The sequence below is a fragment of the Streptomyces sp. NPDC002446 genome (assembly GCF_053595675.1).
The window spans coordinates 38,085-57,849 of sequence record NZ_JBSFYC010000048.1 but is presented as its reverse complement, the minus strand read 5'-3'; the positions used below and the strand labels follow the sequence as shown (position 1 = coordinate 57,849).

Here is a 19,765-nt window from a genome sequence, read left to right as displayed (position 1 = left end):
GGGCCGCCCCGCCGCCGTCAGAGCTTGCGAAGTCCACTGAGCACCCTCTCCAGCAAGGTCACGGTGGGGACGTTCGCCGAACTCCGCTGCGAACTGGTGCCCTTGGCCGTGCGCGGCCGATGGCGCGCCAGAGCGGCGGTCGCCGTCGACAACCTCGGCAACCAGCCGCTGACGGTCTCCCTCTCCGGCCGCGAGAACGGCGATGCCCTCAGCGTCGAGCCCGAGCCGACATCGGTCCAGGTCGCGCCCGGCCGCGCCGGCTTCGTACAGCTCAACGTCCGCCCCGGAACGGTGAGTTGGGTCGGAGGCACCAACAAGCACCCTTTCACCGTCTCGGTGCTGCGAGCCGGTGCCGCGGAGCCGACCGAGCTGCGCGGCACCTACCTCCAGCCGTCCGTGCTGCCCCGCTGGGCGATGGTGGTGTGCTCGCTGCTGGTGGTGGCGGCGCTGGCCTTCGTGGCGCTGTGGTTCCAAGCCGACCCCACGGTGTCCACGAGCGCGCGGGAGAAGCCCGGCCAGTCCCGAAAGCTCCCGGAGAAGGACGAGAAGCCGTCCTCGCCGGCGCCGTCCAAACCACCGGAGGAGAAGCCCGAGGAGAAGCCCGAGGAGAAGCCCGAGGAGGAGCCCGAGGACAAGCCCGCCGATGACGGCGGCGGGGAGAAGGGCCCGCCGGCGCAGACCATCCGGTCCAACGCCAACGGCGGCTGGTACCTCCAGACCAACCGGGGCAGCCAGGTCGACGGCACACAGATCGGCCAGAGCCCCCAGTGGACGGGTGACCAGTTCGGCCGCAACCAGTGGTGGACCATCCACCACTACCCCGAGGACAACACGGTCGCCCTGGAGCCGGGCAGCGCCCCGGGCAGCGTCGCCCAGCTGAAGCCGGACACCAACGAGGTCGAGCTCTGGACGGCCGACCCGGAACAACTGAAGTCGGGCAAGCTGCCGCCCCAGCAGAAGTGGCGGCTGGAGGACGCGGGCAACGGCCGCACCCGCATCGTCAATATGCGCAACGACGAATGCCTGACCGATCTGCAGAACGACAAGGGCGCACTGTCCTGGAAGTGCACCGACGGGCCCGACGACCGGCAGGACTGGAAGATCGCCGAAGGCCCGTGACGCCGCACGGGGCCGGACGGTACCTCGCCCGGCCCCGGCCGCATCCGTAGGCTCGGCCCCGGAGTCTCAGTCCCACAGCGGCGAGGCGTCCGGCACCAGCCGCCCCATCTTGCGGTACTCGCGGCGCGCCCCGGCCCGTACGTCCGCCGCCGTCACCGGCCCGCCGCGCGCCGCCGCGAGATAGCCCGCGGTCACCGCGGCCGACCGGATCGCTCCGCCGGACAGCTCGAACTCCTTGGCGCAGACGTCGAGTCCGAGGTCCTGCGCGCACGGGGTGGCCGCCAGGCAGGAACGCCACAAGGCGGTCCGCTGCTCGGCGTCGGGGAACGGGAAGTCGACCACCAGATCCAGCCGCCGGGTGAACGCATCATCGATGTTGGCCCGCAGATTGGTGGTCAGCACGGCGATCCCGTCGAACGCCTCCAGCCGCTGCAGCAGATACGCGCTCTCCAGGTTCGCGTACCGGTCGTGCGAGCTCTTGACCTCCGAGCGTCTGCCGAAGACGGCGTCGGCCTCGTCGAAGAGCAGCACGGCATCCGTACGGTCGGCCTCGGAGAAGATCCGCTCCAGGTTCTTCTCCGTCTCCCCGATGTACTTGTCCACCACCGCCGACAGCTCCACCACATAGAGATCCAGCCCCAGTTCGCCGGCCACGACCTCGGCGGAGAGCGTCTTCCCGGTGCCGGACTCCCCGGCGAACAGGGCCACCACGCCCCTGCCGCGCCCACCGCCGGTGCGCAGCCGCCACTGGCCCAGCACCTGCTCCCGATGCCGCGCCCGCTGCACCAGTTCGTGCAGCAGAGCCAGCGGTTCGGGCGGCAGCACCAGCCCGTCGAAGCCGACGGCGGGCCGTACGCGCCGGGCGTGCCGGTCCAGCAGCGGTGCGGACTGCTGCCGTGCGCTGTGCTGGATGTGGACGGCGGTCACCGGCGTCCCGTCGAAGGCGGCGAGGGTCGTGGCCGCGCGGGCCGCCCGTCGGATCTGGGCGGCGCCCAGCCGGTACGGCGCAACGGCCGCGGCGAGGTCGAAGCCACCGTCCACGGAGCCGAGTTCGGCGCGCCAGAGCTCACCCGCCGCCACCTCGACGTCCGGCGCGTCCAGCGCGAACAGCCCCGAATCCGGGGCCCAGCCCGGGTCGTAGGGCTCGCTTCCGAAGAAGACCACCGGCACGTCCCCGCCCGCCAGCGCCCTGACCAGGGCGCCGGGCCGCTCCGGCAGCGGCCCCACGACGACCGCGGCCCGCCGCAGCCGGGCCTCCCGCAGTAGCGCACCCGCGAGGCCCGCACCATCACCGCGGTGACCATCGGGCCGGTACCGCAGCACGGGCAGACCAGCGCGCCGCAGTCCGTCGGTCACCGGTTCGGCGGCGGTACCGGGCCGGCGCTCCCGCAGATGCACGGCGAGCGGCCGCTCACCCGCAAGCACGGCGAGCCGCTCGCCCAACGCCTCGCCTTCGGCGCGAGCCCCGCCTCCCGTACGGGCGGCGGCGCGCTGCTCCACCGAGCACCACTCCACCTCACCGCCGCTGAGTTCAGGATCAAGACCGTCGTCCCCCAGCAGATGGGCCACGACCCGTTCCGGCACCCGCAGCGCGCGTCCCGGCAGTGGCCGGTCCTCGTCCTCGATGACGAGCAGCCCACCGGAGCGCAGCGGCGCGGCGGGATGGAAGCGGGCACGGGCCGCCGGCTCGTACGGGCCGGTGCCCGCGAGGTCCAGCGCCAGCGCGACCGTGGCTCGGCGGCGCCCGACATCGTCGTTGAGATAGCCGTACAGCGGCTCGAAGCCCCGGTCCACATCGGGCGCGAGCGCGGCCAGCAGGATGTCCATGTCCAACGCCGACAGCCCGAACCGCCCGGCGAGTACGACCACCCGATCCGAGGACCCCCACGGACCCGACGCCTCGCCCGCATACGCCTGGCCCGCCGCCTCACCCGCACACCTTTCGTGCGCGTACGCCTCGCCCGTGCTCTCCGCAGGCGACCGCGTGGCGAGCCGTCTGGCCGTCTCCGGGGTCACATACAGCCCGCGCAACGGGTCCGAAGCCGTCGGATCGTCGGCGCTGCGCCGCTCGACCAGCCCGGCCACCCGCTCGCGCAGCCCCGCCAGCCGGCCCCGCAGCGCTCCGCCGGCGCTCTCGCTCACGGTGGTGCCACTCACCGCCGTGCCACTCACTGTTCCCCCTCGCTGTCCCTTGCGGACGGCGAGGCACCCGGAACGGACCGGAGCATCCGGGGCCGGGAGTCGCCGGGGACGCCGTCGAGTCCGCGGACGACCGTGACCGCGCCCTCCGTGACCGGTGGCGCCACCTCGTACGAGGGCGAGACCGGGAAGGGCACGGTGATCACCACGTCCAGCGACGGCTTGAGTTCGCCGCCGAGCGCGGACCAGAGGTCGGCGATCGAACGGGACTCGGGCGGCGGCACCGCAACCGTGAGCGGGATGCCCACCTCCAGCGCGCGGAGCGCGTTCGGCAACGCGGCCGTCGGCAGGACCTCGTGCGAGAGCAGGCACCCCAGCGCGGCGGACAGCAGCCGGTGCTCGTCCTCGGGCCGTGTGGTCCACGCCGTGACCAGGTACGACAGCCGGAACCAGCGCGGCGGCTGCCGCCTGCGCACGACCACGCCCTCGGCGTCCCGCTCCGGGACCGCCCCGCGCTCGCGGCGGGCGACCTCCTCGCGTATGTCGTACAGATACGCATTGAGCGTGGGTGCGTTGCGCCGCGCCGCCCAGTCGCGGGTGGGCGCCTCGAACGCGACGTCCCCGGCGCCGTCCGGCAGCACCCCACCGCGCAGCACAAACCGCATCGCCTCATCGACTTCGTGAATCACGCCCGTTCCCCCGCCCGGTGACCTGCCTGCGCCCGAACTTCCTCTGCCATCAGATGTATCCCTCCCGCAGCGCGTAAGCGACGGCGTGCGCGCGGTTGTGCAACTGCTGCCGCGTCATCAGGGCATGCAGGATGTTCTTGACGGTGCGTTCGGAGTAGGCGAGCTTCTCGGAGATCTGCCGGGTGTCCAGCCCCTCCGCGACCAGCCGCAGCACATCGACCTCGCGCGGCGCCATACCGAGCGTCGGTACGTACCCCACGGACGCGGAGGCCGTCACCGACCGCCGCAGCCGCCCCACCTGCGAGAGCAGCCGGCTGATCAGGTCCGGCGGTAGGTCTCCCTCGTCGCGCGCCGCGCTCTGCACCGCCCGTAACAGCCGCTGCGGGGTGGCCTCATGGCGCCAGAGTATGGCTCGTACGCCGCACTCCACGATCGTCATCAGCTCCGGCTCGCGCAGATCCCGGGCGATCAGCACCACGCGCTGCTCTCCACCCCGTACGAGCCGTCGCAGCGCGGCCGCGGCGACATCGTCGAACCGGTCGATGGGCATGATCGCCACGGCCCCGACCGCCTCCCCACCTCCGTGCTTCTCTCTCCCCCGCTCCGTCTGCTCCGTCCGCCTGGCCGCCGTGCCGCCCTGGTACGGGACGATCTCGACGCTGGGCTGGTGCTGTAAGTGACTGACGACTCCAGCCCGACTGAGCGGGTCGGAGGCGTGCACCGACACCGTGACACGTGTATCCAGCACTTATCTACCTCGTCTCGCCCCCGTTTACCGACTGCCGCAGAGTGCGCGAAGGCAATCAACAAACGCTTACCGGGTCATCAACGTCAGAAGTGAACGTTGTTGATCAGGGTGGACGGGTTGCCGTCCTGGACCCGGACGCCCGCGCCCATTTCTGATCGTCGTAGCCCGTAGCCCGTAGCCCGTAGCCCGTAGCCCGTAGCCCGTAGCCCGTAGCCCGTAGCCCGTAGCCCGTAGCCCGTAGCCCGTAGCCCGTGGCGCGGGCGCGCCCTGTCTTGCGTCCGAGCCGTCAGAGGCTGGTGAGCAGACCGTCGAGTGGGGCGGGCACTCGGCCGGGGGCGAGGGCCTCGACGAGGACGCGGCCGTAGCGGATCTTGCGCCCCTTTTTCGTGCCGAGGAAGCGTCGCAACTGCTGCTGTGAGGTGCGGTCCCGCTGCGCGGGCTGCCGCAGAAAGGTCTGCAGGGCGCGCAGATCGCCCTCCGCCCGGACGAGCTCCGCCACCCGTGTCACGCCCAGCGCGCGGATGAGCTCGTCTTCCAGATCCGCCGCACAGACGAAGAACCCCTGCTGGGGGGCGTCGGCCCCCGCCAAGGCGCGGGCGTAGTAGGGACGCTCCGCCTCGTCGCACAGTCCCGTGAGGCGGAGGCCCAGGCCGGGCGGCCCGAGGAGGCGGGCGAAGCGCCCGACGTTCATCGCGCCGCCCATCGGCAGGACGCAGACCCCTTCGGCCTCCAGGTCCCGGTTGCGACGCGCGGCCAGCGCGCTGACCGCTGCGGCGTCGCTCCGCCCTTCGAGCAGGACGACCGCTCGTACGGGCAGCCGCGCGGCCAGCTCGCGCGCGGGGTCGCCTGGACCACCGGCCGCCCACGCGGCGACCGCCTCCCGGAACGACCCCATATCAGCCATGGGACAAGTCTCCGCCCTGTCCGGCCACGAGGGTAGGGAATTTCCGCCCGCTGCCCTCCCGCTGGAGCGCGACCGATGTCGCGTCAGTGGGCGAAGGGTGGTTCGAAGCAGCCGGTTTCCATGTACGGGCCGTTGACCTGGACTTGGTAGTTGGTCTTCTGCACGAATGCGGTGACGCAGGCGTCCTTGCGCACATGGAGCCCGATCTGGGCGCCCTCGGGCGTGACGTAGTGGTCGCCTTGGAAGCGGCGGTCCATGCCGCGCACTTCGAGCTTCCCGCCGAGCTGCTCACCCTTGGGCCCGGTCCGCAGTTCCTCGTAGCCGAGCGCGACCATCGCGGAGCGGACGCTCTTCGGGTCCCACTTCCCCTGCTTCCAGAGGCGTTTGAGTACCGGTTCGATCCGGTCGGCTTCCCGCTGGGCGTCCTTCTGGCTGGCGGGGGACATCTCGCGGGGCTGGCGGCCGGCGTTGTTCTCGTTGTAGTGCGGGGCACCGTCGTGGGCCCCGGGTTCGACGTAGGGGGACGCGCCGGGTCCGGAAGGGCTGGGGCTGGTGCTGGTGCTGGGAGCGGAACTGCGCGTGGTGCCGGGAGATGCACCTGGTGTGCTCGCTGCGACACGCTGCTCACCGCAGGCCGTCAGGGGTATGGCGGCGCTCAGGAGGAGTGCGGCGGCGAGGTGTCTTCGACGTCGAAGCGTGGAGATGGTCATGTCGATCACTCTGCCATGACAGGAGCCCTCCGGGGGCTGCTGCGCCGTCGACCGGATCGTTGGTGGTCGCGGGCATGGGGGGATCATGACCCAGATCACAAAGAAAGGGTGACAGGGTGTTGTCGCGGGCAGCTGCGACCGTCGGCGGCATGACGATCACAGATGAGGACTGCCTCCCCGAGACCCTGGCGTTCAACGAGCAGTTTGCGGCTGCCGCCGCGAGCCGTCCCGCTCGCGGGCAGGCGCCGAGCGCGGCCACGCTGGCGCTCCTGCGGCGCAACCGGCTCGGTGGCGACACGCCACCGGTGAGACTGCCGCACGGCCAAGACCGCGCCGTCGAGGGCGGAGTGAAGGTACGGGTCTTCGTGCCGGACCACGTCGACGGCGTGTACCTGCACATCCACGGAGGCGGCTGGGCGTTCGGTTCCGCGGACGGGCAGGACGAGCGGCTCTGGCGGCTCGCCGAGCAGGCACGGCTGGCCGTGGTGAGCGTGGACTACCGCCTGGCGCCGGAGCACCCGTTCCCCGCCGGGCCCGACGACTGCGAAGCGGCCGCCCGATGGCTGGTGAAGCACGCCGCGGCCGAATTCGGTACCGAACGGCTGCTGATCGGCGGTGAATCGGCCGGTGCCCACCTCAGCGTCGTCACGCTGCTGCGCCTTCGCGACCGGCACGGCATCACCGGCGCGTTCCGGGCCGCCCACCTGCTCTTCGGCCCCTACGACCTGTCGATGACACCGAGCCAGCGGAGGTTCGGCCCCCGGCGGCTGCTGAGCAACACCGACTCGCTGCGGGGCAGCTATGAGCTGTTCACGCCAGGGATGTCAGAGGAGCAGCGCCGGGGCCCGGAGGTCTCGCCGCTGTTCGCGGACCTGGCCGGGCTGCCGCCCGCCCGGATCGTCGTGGGCACCGAGGATCCGCTGCTGGACGACTCGCTGTTCCTGGCCGCACGGTGGCGGGCGGCCGGTGCGCCTGCGCAACTCGGCGTCGTCGCCGGTGCGATGCACGGCTTCACCCTGTTCCCCCTGACCGTCACCGAGCGGGAACTACGGCGAGAGCGGGACTTCCTGGCCTCCGCGTGACGGTAGCGTCGGCGACATGAACCGCACTGCCCGGCTGTACGCGCTGGTGGAAGAGCTGCGCGCGGCGGCGCCGCGGCCGCTGACGGTCGCGGCGCTCGCCACGCGCTTCGAGGTCAGCACACGCACCGTACAGCGCGATCTTCAGACACTGATGCAGAGCGGTGTCCCGGTGCGTGCCCTGCCCGGGCGAGGCGGCGGCTGGTCGATCGACCCGGAGATGACCCTGCCCCCGATCCACCTCACCGCCGAGGAAGCCTCGGCGCTGACCGCCGCGCTCGCCGCGGCCGACGCCGCCACCCCCTACGCCGGCGCGGCCCGCACGGCGGCTCAGAAACTCGTGGCCGCGATGGCCGGCCCCGCCTCGACGGCGGCCCGGGAACTCGCCGCACGGATCGTCACCCTGCCGACGCACGGCGACCCCGCGATCCGCACCGCGGTGGAGCAGGCCCTCGCCCACAACACGGTGCTGCGGCTGTCCTACACCGACGCGGCAGGACACGAGAGCAACCGCGTCGTGGAACCGGCCGGACTGCTCACCGCCGACGGCCGCTGGTACCTCATCGCCTGGTGCCGTACGCGCCGCGCCGGCCGGGGCTTCCGGCTGGACCGGATCGCGGCAGCGGCTCCAACGGGTGAGCAGGCACAGCCCCATGACCTGACCGAACTCCTCCTCGGCTCGGCCGCCGCCGGCGCGGTACAACCCACCGCACTGGCCCCGCTCACCTCCTCACCGCGCAGGGGGCCCGACGAGTGACCGCTCCCAGCACGCCGATCCGCTCCGGCACCACAGGGTGGGCAGTTGCTCTGCCATCGGCTCTGCCATCGGCCTCATGGCTGACCCTTCTGGCCTTCTGGCCGGATCAGCCCTCGGCAAGTCTCTTTGGCCCGGCCATGCTGGTGCGACACGCTTCCACATGTAGTGACCACTGCCCGAAAGGCCAGGAATGCAGCCGGAAGTGACGGGCAGCCGCGGCGGCACGGTTCCCCCGCCCGCCAGGGATCAGCGGACCGCCGGCCGCGTTCCCCTGCGTGCCGATCTGAGGGCTGCGCTTCCTGATGCCGGGGCTGCGGTGGTCGTCACCGTGGCCGTGTTCGTGTTCCTCTACGCACGGATGCGTTCCGGTGCGTCGGCGACGGTCGCGGTCATGCCCTTCATGGACGATCCCGGTACGTACTGGATGTATCTGCTCAGTCAGGCGTTCGGCTGGTCGGGCCTGCTGTGGGCGTGGGGGACGGTCATGCTCGGGCTGCTGCTGTCAGGCCCCCGGCCGGGCCGGTTGCCGGTCTCCCGAAGCGGGCTGGAGCGCTGGCACCGCACCACGAGTCTGACCACGATGGCGCTGATGCTCGCGCACGCGGTGATGTTCGCGGCTGAATTGGTGCGCTACGAGGCCGGGTTGGCCTGGGCGGCGCGGCTGTGGGCGGCGTTCGCGGACACCTTCGTCCCCGGCTGGTACGACTCCGGGACGGGAAAGCTCGCCATCCCGATCGGTCAGGGCGCCCTGTATCTCGCCGTCCCGCTGGGCCTGCTGTTCTACGTCCGGCACCGCATCAGCCCCGCCACCTGGCGCCGGCTGCACCGGTTCGTCATCGTCGTGTACGTGCTCAGTGTGTGGCACACGCTGCTGTACGGCACCAACGTCTGGTACGACGAGTGGCCGCGCACCGTGCTGTGGCTGCTGCAGGTGCCGGTCGCCGTGCTGTTCCTGCTGCGACTTCTCCGGCCTGCCAGGCGGGCCGAGCGGTTGGGCGCGCCCGGCCGGCGGGAGGGGACCTCCTCGCTGGGCTGGACGGCTCGGGCCGCTGGCAGGGTGGCTGCCGGTGCCGTTGTCGTGGGGATCGTCGCCGTGGTGGTGTCCGGCCATGACGGCGGGCGGTCCCGCCCGGTCGAGCCGGTCCCGACGGCGCCGCACGATCACGAACCGGAGTGATCGGAGCCGGCCATGGCGGGCCGCGCCGGCTCCCCGGGCAGGAAGGTCACCTGCGGAGCTCCCGTGCGCGGGTGCACGGTGACCTCGGCTGCCACGCCGTACACCTCGGCCAGCAGCTCGGGGGTCAGCACCGTGGCGGGCGGTCCCGAGGCGGTCACCTCTCCGTCGCGCAGGACGTAGAGACGGTCGCAGTAGTACGCGGCGAGGTTCAGGTCGTGCAGGGCCACCAGGACCGTGGCGGGCAACTCCCGCAGGATGCCGAGCACTTCCAACTGGTGCCGGATGTCCAGGTGGTTGGTCGGTTCGTCGAGTACGAGCAGGGACGGTTGCTGGGCCAGGGCGCGGGCGATCAGCACGCGCTGGCGTTCGCCTCCGGAGAGGCGGTCGAAGGGGCGGTCCGCCAGGCCGTGTGCGTCCACCGACACCAGGGCCGATTCGACGAGCCGGGTGTCCTCGGCGGTGTCGCCGTCGAGCAGCCGCTTGTGCGGGGTACGGCCCATGGCGACGACCTCGTGCACGGTCAGGTCGAAGTCCGCACCCGATTCCTGGACCACGGCGGCCAGGGTGCGGGCCAGCCGTCGCACCGGAAGTTCCCAGGCGTCGGCGCCGTCCACGCGTACACACCCGGCGTCGGGGCGCAGCACACGGTAGACGGCGCGCAGGAGACTGGACTTGCCGCTGCCGTTGGGGCCGACCAGACCGACCACCTCACCGGGCCGCGCGGTCAGGGAAACGTCCCGCACCAGGTGGCGTGCGCCGGCGGTGAGCGTGACGCTCTCGACGGCGAGTTCGGTCGCGGTCATCCCACTCCTCGGTCGGTGTTCCGCCGGGCGTCCCGGCGCATCAGCCACAGGAAGAACGGCCCGCCGCACAGGGCCGTCAGTACGCCGACGGGGATCTCCATCGGCGCGGCGACCGTCCGTGCCGCGACGTCGGCCCAGATCAGGAACGCCGCCCCGGCCAGCGCGGCCGTCGGCAGCACGCGGCGGTGGTCGCCGCCCACGCACAGACGCACGACGTGCGGCAGCATCAGCCCGACGAAGCCGATCGGCCCGGCCGCCGCCACCAGAACCCCGGTGACGAGGGAGAGCAGAACGAACATCCGGGCCCGGAACCGGGCCACGTCCAGTCCCATCGTCGTGGCCGCCTCCTCACCCGCCAGCAGCAGGTTCAGCGACCTGGACTGGACGAGCAGGACGGCGATGCCCAGCAGCAGGGCCGCGCCCGGCAGCCACAGCGTGCCCCACTGCGCGCCGCCCAGACCCCCCAGGGTCCAGGCGAGGACCGCTCGCGCCTCGTTGCCCCGGTCGCCGGTCAGCAGCAACAGGTCCATCACCGCGGTGAGTACGGCCGCGACCGCCACTCCCGAAAGCACCAGCCGCACGGACGTGATCCGCCCGCCCGCGCGGGCGGTCGCGTACACGAGGAAGAGCGTCAGCAGAGCCCCGGCGAACGCGGCGGCCGACAGCGACACCGGCCCGAACAGGCTCACCCCGAACACGATCACCGTCACGGCACCCAGGGACGCACCCGACGAGACCCCCAGCAGATACGGCTCCGCCAGCGGGTTGCGCACCAGCGCCTGCATGGCGGTACCCACCACGGCGAGGCCCGCACCCGTCACCGCCCCCAGCAGCACGCGCGGTGCCCGTACCTCCAGCACGATCGTCTCGCGTGCGCGCGACCAGACCGGCTCCGACCAGTCGGCGCCCAGCGCATGCGTCACGATGGCCCACACCTCGCCGGGCGGCACCTGCACCGATCCGATGGCCAACCCCGCCGTGACGGACACCAGCAGGAGAACGCCGAGGGCACCGACTGCGACGGCGAAGGACCAACGGCGTGGCCGGCCTTGATGCCGACTGCCGGGTATGGCTGGGGTGGTGGGGGGAGCGGACTGTGCCGGGGCCGTCACCGGAACCTCTCCGGATGCAGCCCCCGGGCCAGGTCCCCGACCGCGTACGGCGCTCGGACACCGACCAGTGTGGCGGTCAGCGGCAGCACGACGAACCGCTTGTTCTTCACGGCGGGGACGTCGGCGAGGGCGGGCTGGGAGAGCAGGAACTTCTTCTTCTGCTCGACACTTCCGGCTCCCGCGTAGTCGTAGATCGCGATCACCTCGGGCTTGCGGGCGACGACCTGCTCCCAGGAGGCGTCACCGAAGACGTCGTTCAGGTCGGCGAAGACGTTCCGTCCGCCGGCGAGCCTGATGATGTCCGTTCCGAGGCTCTTGCCGCCGGGGGTGTACGCCGCCTTGTCACCGCTGTCGTACACGAACACGGGCACGGCAGCTGCGCCCTTGATCGCCTTCCGCGTCTTGGCGATGCGCCCCTGAAGGTCGGCGACCAGCTTGTCGGCCCGCTCCGGCACGCCGAAGATCGTGCCGATGGTGCGGATCTCGTCGTAGGCGTCCTTCATGGACACCTGCTTCTTGCCGCAGTACTCGCGGTTGAGGTAGGTGTCGATGCCGGCGTCGGTGAACACCTTGCGGGAGCGGCCCTCGTTCTCGGCGAACGCGCTGCCGTAGCCGCCGTAGACGAAGTCCGGCTCGTTCTCCAGGACCGTCTCGAACGACGGTTCCTTCTTCGCCAGCTCCGGAAGGGCGTCGAAGTCCTTCTTGAGCCGGGGCAGGACGGCCGAGTCGGGGAACGAGGTGGCGACCATCCGGTCCTTGAGTCCGAGAGAGAGCATCAGCTCGGCGGGGTGCTGATGGATGGTGATCGCCCGTGCGGGCGGCTTCTCGTAGGTCGTGCGGGTACCGCAGTTGTCGATGGTGACGGGGAACCCCTTCGCCGACGAGGCAGCGGGCTTCCCGTCGCCGGGTGCGTCCGCGGTCGTGCCGCAGCCGGCCAGCAGGGCGACGGCCGCAGCGGCGGCGCGCAGGGCGCGGCGGCGCAGGGCGGGCGGGGAGGAAGAGAACGAAGGACGGGGCATGACGTCGTGCACGTAGGCCTCCTGGGGAGTCCGCGCTCCTCGGAACGGGCCCGCGACAGGCCAGTTTCCTGACTCCCGGATCGACGTTCCCCCTCGCCTTCCCGCGCTGCGCGCAGTGGCCTTCTCGAAGGGTTCCACTCCCCGGTCACAGTGGCGGGACCGTGCCGGAATCGCACCGGCTTCCTGTCGCCCGTCGCGGTGATGACCGGGTGATATTACGATTCGTTGAGCTAGGGGCAAAAGGGCGTACGGCGGACTGCCGCGCGCCCCCGCGCCTTCTCCTCCGCCGGGCGTCAGCCGTGTCGGACGGCCCGGAGGATCAACCGCTCGGCGTCCTGGTCGTACGGCCGGCCGTCGAAGCCGCCGAAGACCTCCACCTCCTCGAAGCCCGCCTCCCGCAGCATCGCCCGCAGTTCCACGGCGCTGTAGACGAACCACACCAGGCTCGTCCGCAGCACCCGGTCCCCCCGGACCAGCACCCAGTCGCTGCGCAGCCGGGCCCAGTCGTCCAGCGCCGTGTCCGTCTGCACCAGCAGGTCCTCGCCGCGCTGGACGACCTTGGGCGGCACGACCTTGCGGGCCAGCTGTTCCTTGCCGGCCAGGTCGAGCACGAGCGTTCCGCCGGGCGCCAGGCAGGTGTGCATGGTGCGCAGTGCGCGCGCGTTGTCGGCAGGGTCCTCGAAGTAGCCGAAGGAGGTGAACATGTTGAGGACGACGTCGAAGGCCCCGGGCTTCGCGTACTCCCGCATGTCGGCCTGCACATATCTGACCGCCCGGCCCGCCTCGGCGGACAGCTTCCGCGCACGGTCCAGCAGGATCGGGCTGCGGTCGACACCGGTCACCTCGTAGCCCCGGCGGGCGAGCGGCACGGTGAACACCCCCGGCCCGCAGCACAGGTCCAGCACCCGCGCCCCCTGCGGGAAGGCCAGCAGGGGGGAGGTGTCGAGCAACTCCTCCGCTTGGGAGAAGCGCTGCTCGGAGAAGAGGAAGTCGTAGAACTCGGTCCAGAAGTCATCGTCCTGGAATCCGCCCGTGCGCGTCATCGCGGCTCGTTGTTCCTTCCGTGTCGTCGGGGTGGGCGGCAGGCACTGCGGTCCTGCCGCGCAGGGTGAGGAGGAGCGGTGGCAGCAGCAGGCACTGGGCGGCGGCCACGAGCCAGAACCAGCCCGTGTCGCCGGTGCGCTCACCGAGTCCGTACAGCTGCCCGCCCAGCACGCCGCTGGCGCAGGCGCCCAGACCCGCGGCGAGCCGCTGCTGTCCGAAGACCACCGCGTCGGAGCGCGGGCTGCGGCGCAGCGCCTCCAGGTCGTTCTTGAGGAACAGCACGATGTCGCCCAGCGTGATCAGCACTCCGCCCACCAGGAGGGCCGTCCTGGTGCCGGCCGCCAGGACCGCCGTACCGGCGGCCAGCCCCGCGAAGCCCGCCGCCAGGGCGAGCGGGTAGCTCATCCGCCGGATCGCGCCGGAAGCCAGCGGCTGGACGACGATGACCAGGACGAAGCACGTCAGGAGCACAAGGCTGTAGAACTCGCTGGAGGCCCGCTCCACGGCGTACACCGCCAGGTAGTGCTGGAAGTAGAAGTAGAGGTAGAACGCCAGGCCGTTGGCGGCGAAGGGCAGGACGGCGACTCCGGTCAGCAGCCCCTGCCCGGAGGCATGCGCGTCACCGGATCGTTCCCGGCCGGTCGCGGGCAGCCGGGCATGGCCCAGTGTGACCGCGGCGAACAGCGCCGTGACGGCGAGGAACAGCGGCCCTGGCGATGACAGCACGAACGGCCCGGCGATCAGCGGGCCCACCGCCATGCCCGCGTTCAGCGCCGCATTGCCCGCCGACAGGAACGCGGGCCGGCGCTCCTCGTCCACGCCGTGCACCAAGTACGCCTTGTTGGCCGGCAGGTACAGCGCTGCGCCGCAGCAGGTGAGGATCAGCGCCGCGACGGCCATCGGCGGCCACCGCAGGGCCAGCAGGAACCCCACGAACCCGGCCGTGCGCACGGCCAGCGCCCACACCATGGTGCGTCGCAGCCCGACACGTTCGGCCAGCGCGCCGCCGAAGACACCGCCCGAGAACTGCACCAGGGACGCCAACGCGAGGACGACCCCGACCGCACCGAGCCCCATCCCGAGCCGTTCGTGCAGGAACACCGACATGAACGGCAGCACCATGAAGCTGCCGAGCGGAATGAGGAAGGAGCTGACGAGCAGGAAGCGCAAGGGACCGCTCAGTGTGGACAGCGCGGTCCGCAGGGCGCGAGGGCCCGCGGGGCGCCTACCCATGGGAGGTCCGGTGGGCCACCGTCCGCCGGAAGGGTTCCGTGAGCACCCGTACGGCGTTGGCGGCCGCCACGGCGTGATGCGTGGCCAGCTCGGCCGTCTCGGCCTCCGCGTAGACGATGCCCGCATAGCCGCGGCTGTCGTCCAGGTGCTCGATGGCGTCGCCGGTCCGCTTGATCGGGTACCAGGCCGGGGAGCCGGGCATGTCCGGCAGCCGGTCGAGCCCGGTGACGCCGGTGAACACCCCCGGTTGCCGCGGATAACCCAGGACGAAGGCGACGGCCGGCCCACCGGGCAGCTCCGCGTCCATCAGCCCGGGACGGCGGCCCAGCGAGGCCTCCACCATCGCCTCGTACACATTGACGCCGAGCGCCCGGCACAGCCCCTCGCCGACCAGCGCACCCCCGATCCGCGGGTTGATCTCCACCACCTCCGGACCCGCCGTGGTCAGGGCGAACTCGATGTGGGCGAAACGGTCGGTGTACCCGATGGCCGCGAGCACGTCGCCGAGCCACCGCTCCAGCGCCACCTGGCGCTCCTGCGGGAAGGCGACGGGGAACGCGGTGACCTCCTCCCGGAAGCGCGGCTCCGGCGACATCAGCCGGCTGGAGACGCCCAGCAGCCGGGTCCGTCCCGCCCAGGTGAGGGTCTCGGCGCTGTACACGGGACCCGAGAAGTACGGCTCGGCGAACAGCCGGCCCTTCAACTGCCGCCCGGCGGCCGCACGCAGCGCCGCGTCCAGCTCCCGCTCGTCCCGGACCAGCCAGACGTTCTGGCTGCCCGTGCCCGCGCTGTCCTTGAGGATCGAGGGCAGGCCCACTTCCTTCACCAGCAGCGCGGCGGCGCCGCTGTCCCGCGCATCGGCCTCGGCCGCGCGGGCACGCGTCAGCCCGGCCCCGAACAGGCGGTCGCGGACGGCGGCCTTGTCGCGGGTCAGCCGCAGCACCGCCGGATCGAGGCCGGGCAGGCCGAAGCGGGCGGTCAGTTCCGCGCCGACCGGCATCCAGGTGTCGGTGGAGCTGATCAGACCCCGCAGATCCGGGGTCCGGCCGAGCAGCTCCGCCACCCGCTCCGTGTCGAAGGTCTCGGTCTCCACCACCTCGACGGCGTCCGGGGGGAGACGCGCCAACTCGTAGGCGTAGTAGGACGGGTCGCGGGTCAGCAGCCGCAGCCGTTCGCCCAGCAGGTAGGCGGCGCGCACGAGGCGGCCCAGCCCGAAGGTGAGTGATTCCAGACAGACCACCGTCATGCGGCCGCCTCCTTCGGGTGCGACGGCCAGGGCGCGCGGTCCCACGCCATCGTGGACCAGGGCATGGACATCTCCTCGGGGCTGCCGACCTCGACCGGTTTGAGCGCGGTGGGGTCCGCGGCCTCCCGGTGCCGGGCGTAGACACGTTCCACATAGCGGTGTCCGGTGTCGGCGCCGATCACGAGATGGAGCTGGTCGGGGTGGTGGCGCGCTTCGTAGGCGGCGGTCAGGTACGCGGCGCCGGTGGACAGTCCGGCGAAGACGGCGTGCTCGCGCAGCAGGGCGATCGTGCCGGACATGGCGTGGGCGAAGTCCATCCAGTGCACGGCGTCGTAGAGGTGATGGCGGACGTTGTCGAAGACGATGGAGGAGCCGATGCCGGCGATGATCGCCTCCGGGTCGTGGTGGTCCTGACTGCCGAAGGTGACGCTGCCGAACGGCTGCACCCCCACCAGCCGGACGGAGGGGGCGCGGCGGCGCAGGTGCTCCACGAGCCCGCCGGTTGAGGCCCCGGACCCGACTCCGCCGACGACGGTCAGCGGGCGGTCGGGCACCGTCGCGGCCACGAGGTCCGCGACGTCCCGGTAGCCCAGATAGTGCACGTCGTCGTGGTACTGGCGCATCCAGTGGACGCCGGGCCGCTCGGCGAGGATCTCCCGCACCCTGTGCACCCGTAACTCCTGGTCGAGTCGGAGGTTCTGCGAGGGTTCGACCTGCTCGACCGTGGCGCCGAAGATCTCCAGCTGGGCCAGCGTCGTGGCGTCCACCGTGGTGGAGGCCACGATGTGACACCGCAGGTCGTAACGGTGGCAGGCCAGCGCCAGGGCATAGGCGTAGATGCCGCTGGAACTGTCGATCAGGGTCTGTCCGGGACGGATCGTGCCCCGGTCCAGCAGATGCCGGACGGCGGCGAGCGCCGAGTAGATCTTCATCGACTCGAACCGGAGCAGGACCATGCCGTCCGTCAGCCGGACGAGGGCGGGTAGTTTCAGGGCGTCGGCGATGTGGGCGTGTATCACCCGTAGCCTCCTTGGGCGAAAGAGCACTGGTGGCCGAGCGAGTGGAAGAGGGCGGACAGTTCGTCCTTCACACACGGCGCAGGCCGGCGGGAGAAGAGGTAGCCGATGAGGGAGCCGGTGTGGGCGACGAAGACTCCGTCCGCCCCGAACTCCTCACGGTGAGCCAGTACGGCTTCGAAGGCGTGCTTGGGCAGCACCTCCTGGGACAGCACGGCGCTGAAGGTCGCCGCCCGGGCCACCGCCGCCGGGTCACCGGAGGCGAAGCCCTTGAGGAGGTCGGTCAGGCACCGCTCGTACTCCGCGGCATGCCGCCGGTAGTGGTGCAGCAGCAGCGGGGTGACCGCGGCGGTGTCCACCGTGCCCGGCTCCGTGACGAAGGCGGTGTGGAAGCCGATACCGGTGCCCAGGGCCCGTACGACACGGTGCCGGCCGCTGAGGTAGAGCGCGAACTCGTCGAGGAAGACACTGTCGGCGCGCTCTATCGCCGACAGAATGCCGGTGACGACGTCAGCGTCGTACGGCAGGGAGAAGACGCGGAACAGACAGCGCAGCGTCGCCACGACGTCCGCCGTCGAACTCGCCATGCCCACCCCGACCCGCAGGTCCGAGTGGGTGCTCCAGCGCCCCGGTGGCAGCGTCAGCCCGAAGTGCCGCAGGAAGAGGTGCGCGGCCGTCGTCGCCTTCCTACCGAGAGGCAGCGGATTCCGTGGCTCGGTGCCGTGCGTGAAGTACACCCAGGAGTGGCGGTCCACGGGAAAGGACACGAGGGCGATGTCCGGCTCGGCGCCGGACCACAGCGGCCCTTGGTAGAGCTCACCCAGAGTGCCTTGGCAGACGCCCGAAGCGGTCGGTGCCGGGGTCCTTCCGGCCGGCTTCAGCATCGGCCACCGTACGACGGCCCTGGCCGGGCGGACCGGCGGCCGCCCCAGACGCGGTGTGCCTCGGTCACGAACACGTCCTCCCTCGTCGCCCGGCCCCGAGGAACGGCCGGTGAGTGAGAGGGCGGCCGCGCCGTACGCGCCTTCGTCCGCCCGCACCGCCGACCCAGCCCTCGAGGTCACCGTGAACACCGCGTGCTTTCCCACGCGCGCGCAGTGGCAGGTCTTCGGACTCGTGGGCGCATCGGCCGGTCCTCCCGGCGACACCTAATGACCGTCGCTTCCCGGACCCCGGACGGGGCCAGTGCCGTTGACGGCGTTCGTTCCCACTCACCGCTGCGGGACAGTCCCGGATTTCCACCGGGTTCCCTCTTACGACGCACCACCGGACCCGGGGCGCGAACCGACTGCGCGCATCAGAGTAGAGGCGCCCGCCCCCACCGCAACAGAGTGGCCTCGGGCGTTGTCTTGTTGTTGCGGGTGACGCGGTGTGAGGTTTGGGGCTGTGCGGTGGCGATGACGAGGGGCGCTGAGGCTCTGGTCCGGAGCGGTGGGCGTCTCGGCGTCCCTCAGCAGTTCGATCAGCGTGGACCGGGCGCGGGCCACCCGCGAACGGACGGTTCCGATGGGGCAGTTGATGACTGCGGCCGCTTCGGCATAGGGCAGGCCCAGGAGTTGGGTGAGTACGAAGGCTTCGCGGCGTACAGCCGGAATCGCGGCCAGGAGTTCGGCGAGCGCTATGCCGTCCTCGAAGCCGGGCAGGTGGCGGGGTTGGATGCCTTCGGCGGCGGACTGCCAGTCCTCTCGGCCCGACACCTGCGGGCGCGCGGCAGCGCGACGGAGGCTGTCCGCAACGGTGCGTCGGGCAATCGAAAGCAGCCAAGTGCGCGCGGAGGAAAGGCCTTTGAAGTGCTGGAGGCTCCCGAGCGCGCGCAGAAAGGTCTCCTGGGTGAGGTCGTCGGCGGCCTGGGGGTCGGCGCTGAGGTGGGCCACATAGCGCCAGACGTCGCGGTGCAGGGCGCGTACGAAGCGATCGACGGCGTCGGGGGATCCGTCGCGGGCCGCGAGCGCCAGCTGGGTCACTGGTTCATCGGCATCGTGTGAGCGGCGTGAGCGCTGCCGGTGGACGGTCGTGGGGCGTGGGGGCAGGGCAGGGGGCATCGCGTGGTGTCCTTCTGGGATCCGACATCCGGATCCGGCGCCGCTCCGGGGCGGTGCCGGGGGAGGGGTACGGCCGCCCGAACACGGGCGACCGATGCCCGAAGCGCGCGGCAGAAGCCGGCGCGCGATCGGGGAACAGCCGTCAGACGGCAGCGATCCCCGATGGCGGACCCCGCAGGGTGAGCGCGTACACGAGCAGAAGCCGACGCGGGACGCGGACCTGGCGGGCACGGCGGACGCGGATGCGTGGCCGGTGCGGCGGAACGGCGAGGCGGGCCAGCAGACGCAGCGGCGCGACCAGCCGGCCGGCGACGGCCCGCAGGATGCGGAAGGCGGCCTGCTCTCCGTGGGCGAGCCAGAGGCCGCACAGCAGCGCGGCCAGGAGGTGGGCGGCCGGCATCCCGAACGGAGGCATGCCACCTGTGCCGTGGCTCGCGTGCGCGAGGGTGTGGATGACGTGGTGCGCCTGGTCCGGCGGGACGGGCATGGCCGTCTCCGCCGCACCGGGTGGTGCCTGGGCCAGCGAGAAGCCGTAATGCAGCGCCGCCTGTGCCGCGACGGCCGCCGAGGTGACGACGAGGACGCCGCGCTCCCGGGCGGCGAGGACCCAGGCGGCTGCGGCTGTCGCGGCGAATGCGGCGGCCATGGCCCACCAGGGGACGGCCGTTCCCGACATGAGGTGATGGCCGAGGGCCGCGAGCAGCACGCAGGCGGCCGCGAAGATCGCAGCCCGTACTGCACGGCACCCTCGGCCCGGAGTCATGACAGGCTCGTCAACTGTGCGTCCCTCTCGTGATCTGCGTCCTTCTCGTGGTCGTCAGACGTGGGTACGTAACGCGCCGGAGCCGGACTCAACCCCTCACATGTGACGCACGCCATAGTCGCCAAGGGGAATTCCGGGACGAGCGGCGGGAGGGCACGTGCGAGG

General features: G+C 71.8%; 18 protein-coding genes, 1 pseudogene and 2 riboswitches. Of the genes and pseudogenes, 4 read left to right on the top strand and 15 right to left on the bottom strand.

Going from position 1 to position 19,765, the window contains the following annotated elements; all coding sequences use genetic code 11:
• The first annotated feature begins 24 nt into the window (after nucleotides 1–24).
• On the top strand, nucleotides 25–1,119 hold the full coding sequence (locus tag ACWD6P_RS24930; RefSeq protein ID WP_451446380.1) for an RICIN domain-containing protein: 1,095 nt from the start codon (nucleotides 25–27) through the stop codon (nucleotides 1,117–1,119).
• A 66-nt stretch (nucleotides 1,120–1,185) separates the two neighbouring features.
• Here ACWD6P_RS24930 and ACWD6P_RS24925 read toward each other — a convergent pair whose 3' ends face one another.
• The 5 genes from ACWD6P_RS24925 to ACWD6P_RS24905 form a co-directional block, all read right to left on the bottom strand.
• A complete protein-coding gene (locus tag ACWD6P_RS24925) occupies nucleotides 1,186–3,276 on the bottom strand; it encodes an ATP-binding protein (RefSeq protein WP_451446379.1) in 2,091 nt (696 codons plus the stop codon).
• A gap of 11 nt (nucleotides 3,277–3,287) precedes the next feature.
• Complete coding sequence (locus tag ACWD6P_RS24920) at nucleotides 3,288–3,947, bottom strand: DUF4255 domain-containing protein (protein ID WP_451446378.1); 660 nt, start codon at nucleotides 3,945–3,947, stop codon at nucleotides 3,288–3,290.
• Between the two features lie 49 nt (nucleotides 3,948–3,996).
• Nucleotides 3,997–4,695: a helix-turn-helix transcriptional regulator gene (locus ACWD6P_RS24915; protein WP_451446377.1), complete on the bottom strand. Its 699-nt coding sequence runs from the start codon at nucleotides 4,693–4,695 to the stop codon at nucleotides 3,997–3,999.
• 286 nt (nucleotides 4,696–4,981) lie between these two features.
• A complete protein-coding gene (locus tag ACWD6P_RS24910; protein WP_451446376.1) occupies nucleotides 4,982–5,599 on the bottom strand; it encodes a TOPRIM nucleotidyl transferase/hydrolase domain-containing protein in 618 nt (205 codons plus the stop codon).
• 83 nt (nucleotides 5,600–5,682) lie between these two features.
• Entirely contained in the window at nucleotides 5,683–6,309 is a 627-nt protein-coding gene (locus ACWD6P_RS24905; RefSeq protein ID WP_451446375.1) for a hypothetical protein, read from the bottom strand.
• A 149-nt stretch (nucleotides 6,310–6,458) separates the two neighbouring features.
• On the opposite strand from ACWD6P_RS24905, the gene ACWD6P_RS24900 reads away from it, so the two are divergent.
• From ACWD6P_RS24900 to ACWD6P_RS24890, 3 genes are all read left to right on the top strand, one after another.
• Nucleotides 6,459–7,391: an alpha/beta hydrolase gene (locus ACWD6P_RS24900; RefSeq protein WP_451446374.1), complete on the top strand. Its 933-nt coding sequence runs from the start codon at nucleotides 6,459–6,461 to the stop codon at nucleotides 7,389–7,391.
• 16 nt (nucleotides 7,392–7,407) lie between these two features.
• Nucleotides 7,408–8,145: a helix-turn-helix transcriptional regulator gene (locus ACWD6P_RS24895; protein ID WP_451446373.1), complete on the top strand. Its 738-nt coding sequence runs from the start codon at nucleotides 7,408–7,410 to the stop codon at nucleotides 8,143–8,145.
• Between the two features lie 190 nt (nucleotides 8,146–8,335).
• Complete coding sequence (locus ACWD6P_RS24890) at nucleotides 8,336–9,322, top strand: ferric reductase-like transmembrane domain-containing protein (protein ID WP_451446372.1); 987 nt, start codon at nucleotides 8,336–8,338, stop codon at nucleotides 9,320–9,322.
• On the opposite strand, the gene ACWD6P_RS24885 is transcribed toward ACWD6P_RS24890, so the two are convergent.
• The 10 genes and pseudogenes from ACWD6P_RS24885 to ACWD6P_RS24840 form a co-directional block, all read right to left on the bottom strand.
• A complete protein-coding gene (locus ACWD6P_RS24885; RefSeq protein ID WP_451446371.1) occupies nucleotides 9,307–10,125 on the bottom strand; it encodes an ABC transporter ATP-binding protein in 819 nt (272 codons plus the stop codon). The two genes, ACWD6P_RS24890 and ACWD6P_RS24885, sit on opposite strands and share 16 nt — an antisense overlap.
• On the bottom strand, nucleotides 10,122–11,237 hold the full coding sequence (locus ACWD6P_RS24880; RefSeq protein WP_451446370.1) for a FecCD family ABC transporter permease: 1,116 nt from the start codon (nucleotides 11,235–11,237) through the stop codon (nucleotides 10,122–10,124). The genes ACWD6P_RS24885 and ACWD6P_RS24880 overlap by 4 nt, the downstream gene beginning before the upstream one ends.
• On the bottom strand, nucleotides 11,234–12,268 hold the full coding sequence (locus ACWD6P_RS24875; RefSeq protein WP_451446369.1) for an ABC transporter substrate-binding protein: 1,035 nt from the start codon (nucleotides 12,266–12,268) through the stop codon (nucleotides 11,234–11,236). Before ACWD6P_RS24875 ends, ACWD6P_RS24880 begins: the two co-directional genes overlap by 4 nt.
• Nucleotides 12,269–12,297: 29 nt before the next feature.
• Nucleotides 12,298–12,465, bottom strand: a riboswitch (cobalamin riboswitch).
• Nucleotides 12,466–12,549: 84 nt separating this feature from the next.
• Nucleotides 12,550–13,299 (bottom strand): class I SAM-dependent methyltransferase, encoded by a 750-nt coding sequence (locus ACWD6P_RS24870; RefSeq protein ID WP_451446368.1) that lies wholly within the window; start codon nucleotides 13,297–13,299, stop codon nucleotides 12,550–12,552.
• Entirely contained in the window at nucleotides 13,268–14,533 is a 1,266-nt protein-coding gene (locus tag ACWD6P_RS24865; RefSeq protein WP_451446367.1) for an MFS transporter, read from the bottom strand. Before ACWD6P_RS24865 ends, ACWD6P_RS24870 begins: the two co-directional genes overlap by 32 nt.
• On the bottom strand, nucleotides 14,526–15,779 hold the full coding sequence (locus ACWD6P_RS24860) for an ATP-grasp domain-containing protein (RefSeq protein WP_451446366.1): 1,254 nt from the start codon (nucleotides 15,777–15,779) through the stop codon (nucleotides 14,526–14,528). The genes ACWD6P_RS24865 and ACWD6P_RS24860 overlap by 8 nt, the downstream gene beginning before the upstream one ends.
• Nucleotides 15,776–16,798 (bottom strand): cysteine synthase family protein, encoded by a 1,023-nt coding sequence (locus ACWD6P_RS24855; RefSeq protein ID WP_451446365.1) that lies wholly within the window; start codon nucleotides 16,796–16,798, stop codon nucleotides 15,776–15,778. The genes ACWD6P_RS24860 and ACWD6P_RS24855 overlap by 4 nt, the downstream gene beginning before the upstream one ends.
• Complete coding sequence (locus tag ACWD6P_RS24850) at nucleotides 16,795–17,679, bottom strand: GHMP family kinase ATP-binding protein (RefSeq protein ID WP_451446364.1); 885 nt, start codon at nucleotides 17,677–17,679, stop codon at nucleotides 16,795–16,797. The genes ACWD6P_RS24855 and ACWD6P_RS24850 overlap by 4 nt, the downstream gene beginning before the upstream one ends.
• A 198-nt stretch (nucleotides 17,680–17,877) precedes the next feature.
• Nucleotides 17,878–18,100: riboswitch (cobalamin riboswitch) on the bottom strand.
• Nucleotides 18,101–18,201: 101 nt separating this feature from the next.
• A pseudogene (locus tag ACWD6P_RS24845) lies at nucleotides 18,202–18,837 on the bottom strand (sigma-70 family RNA polymerase sigma factor); the annotation flags it as partial.
• Between the two features lie 142 nt (nucleotides 18,838–18,979).
• Nucleotides 18,980–19,600 (bottom strand): hypothetical protein, encoded by a 621-nt coding sequence (locus ACWD6P_RS24840; protein ID WP_451446363.1) that lies wholly within the window; start codon nucleotides 19,598–19,600, stop codon nucleotides 18,980–18,982.
• Between the last annotated feature and the right edge of the window lie 165 nt (nucleotides 19,601–19,765).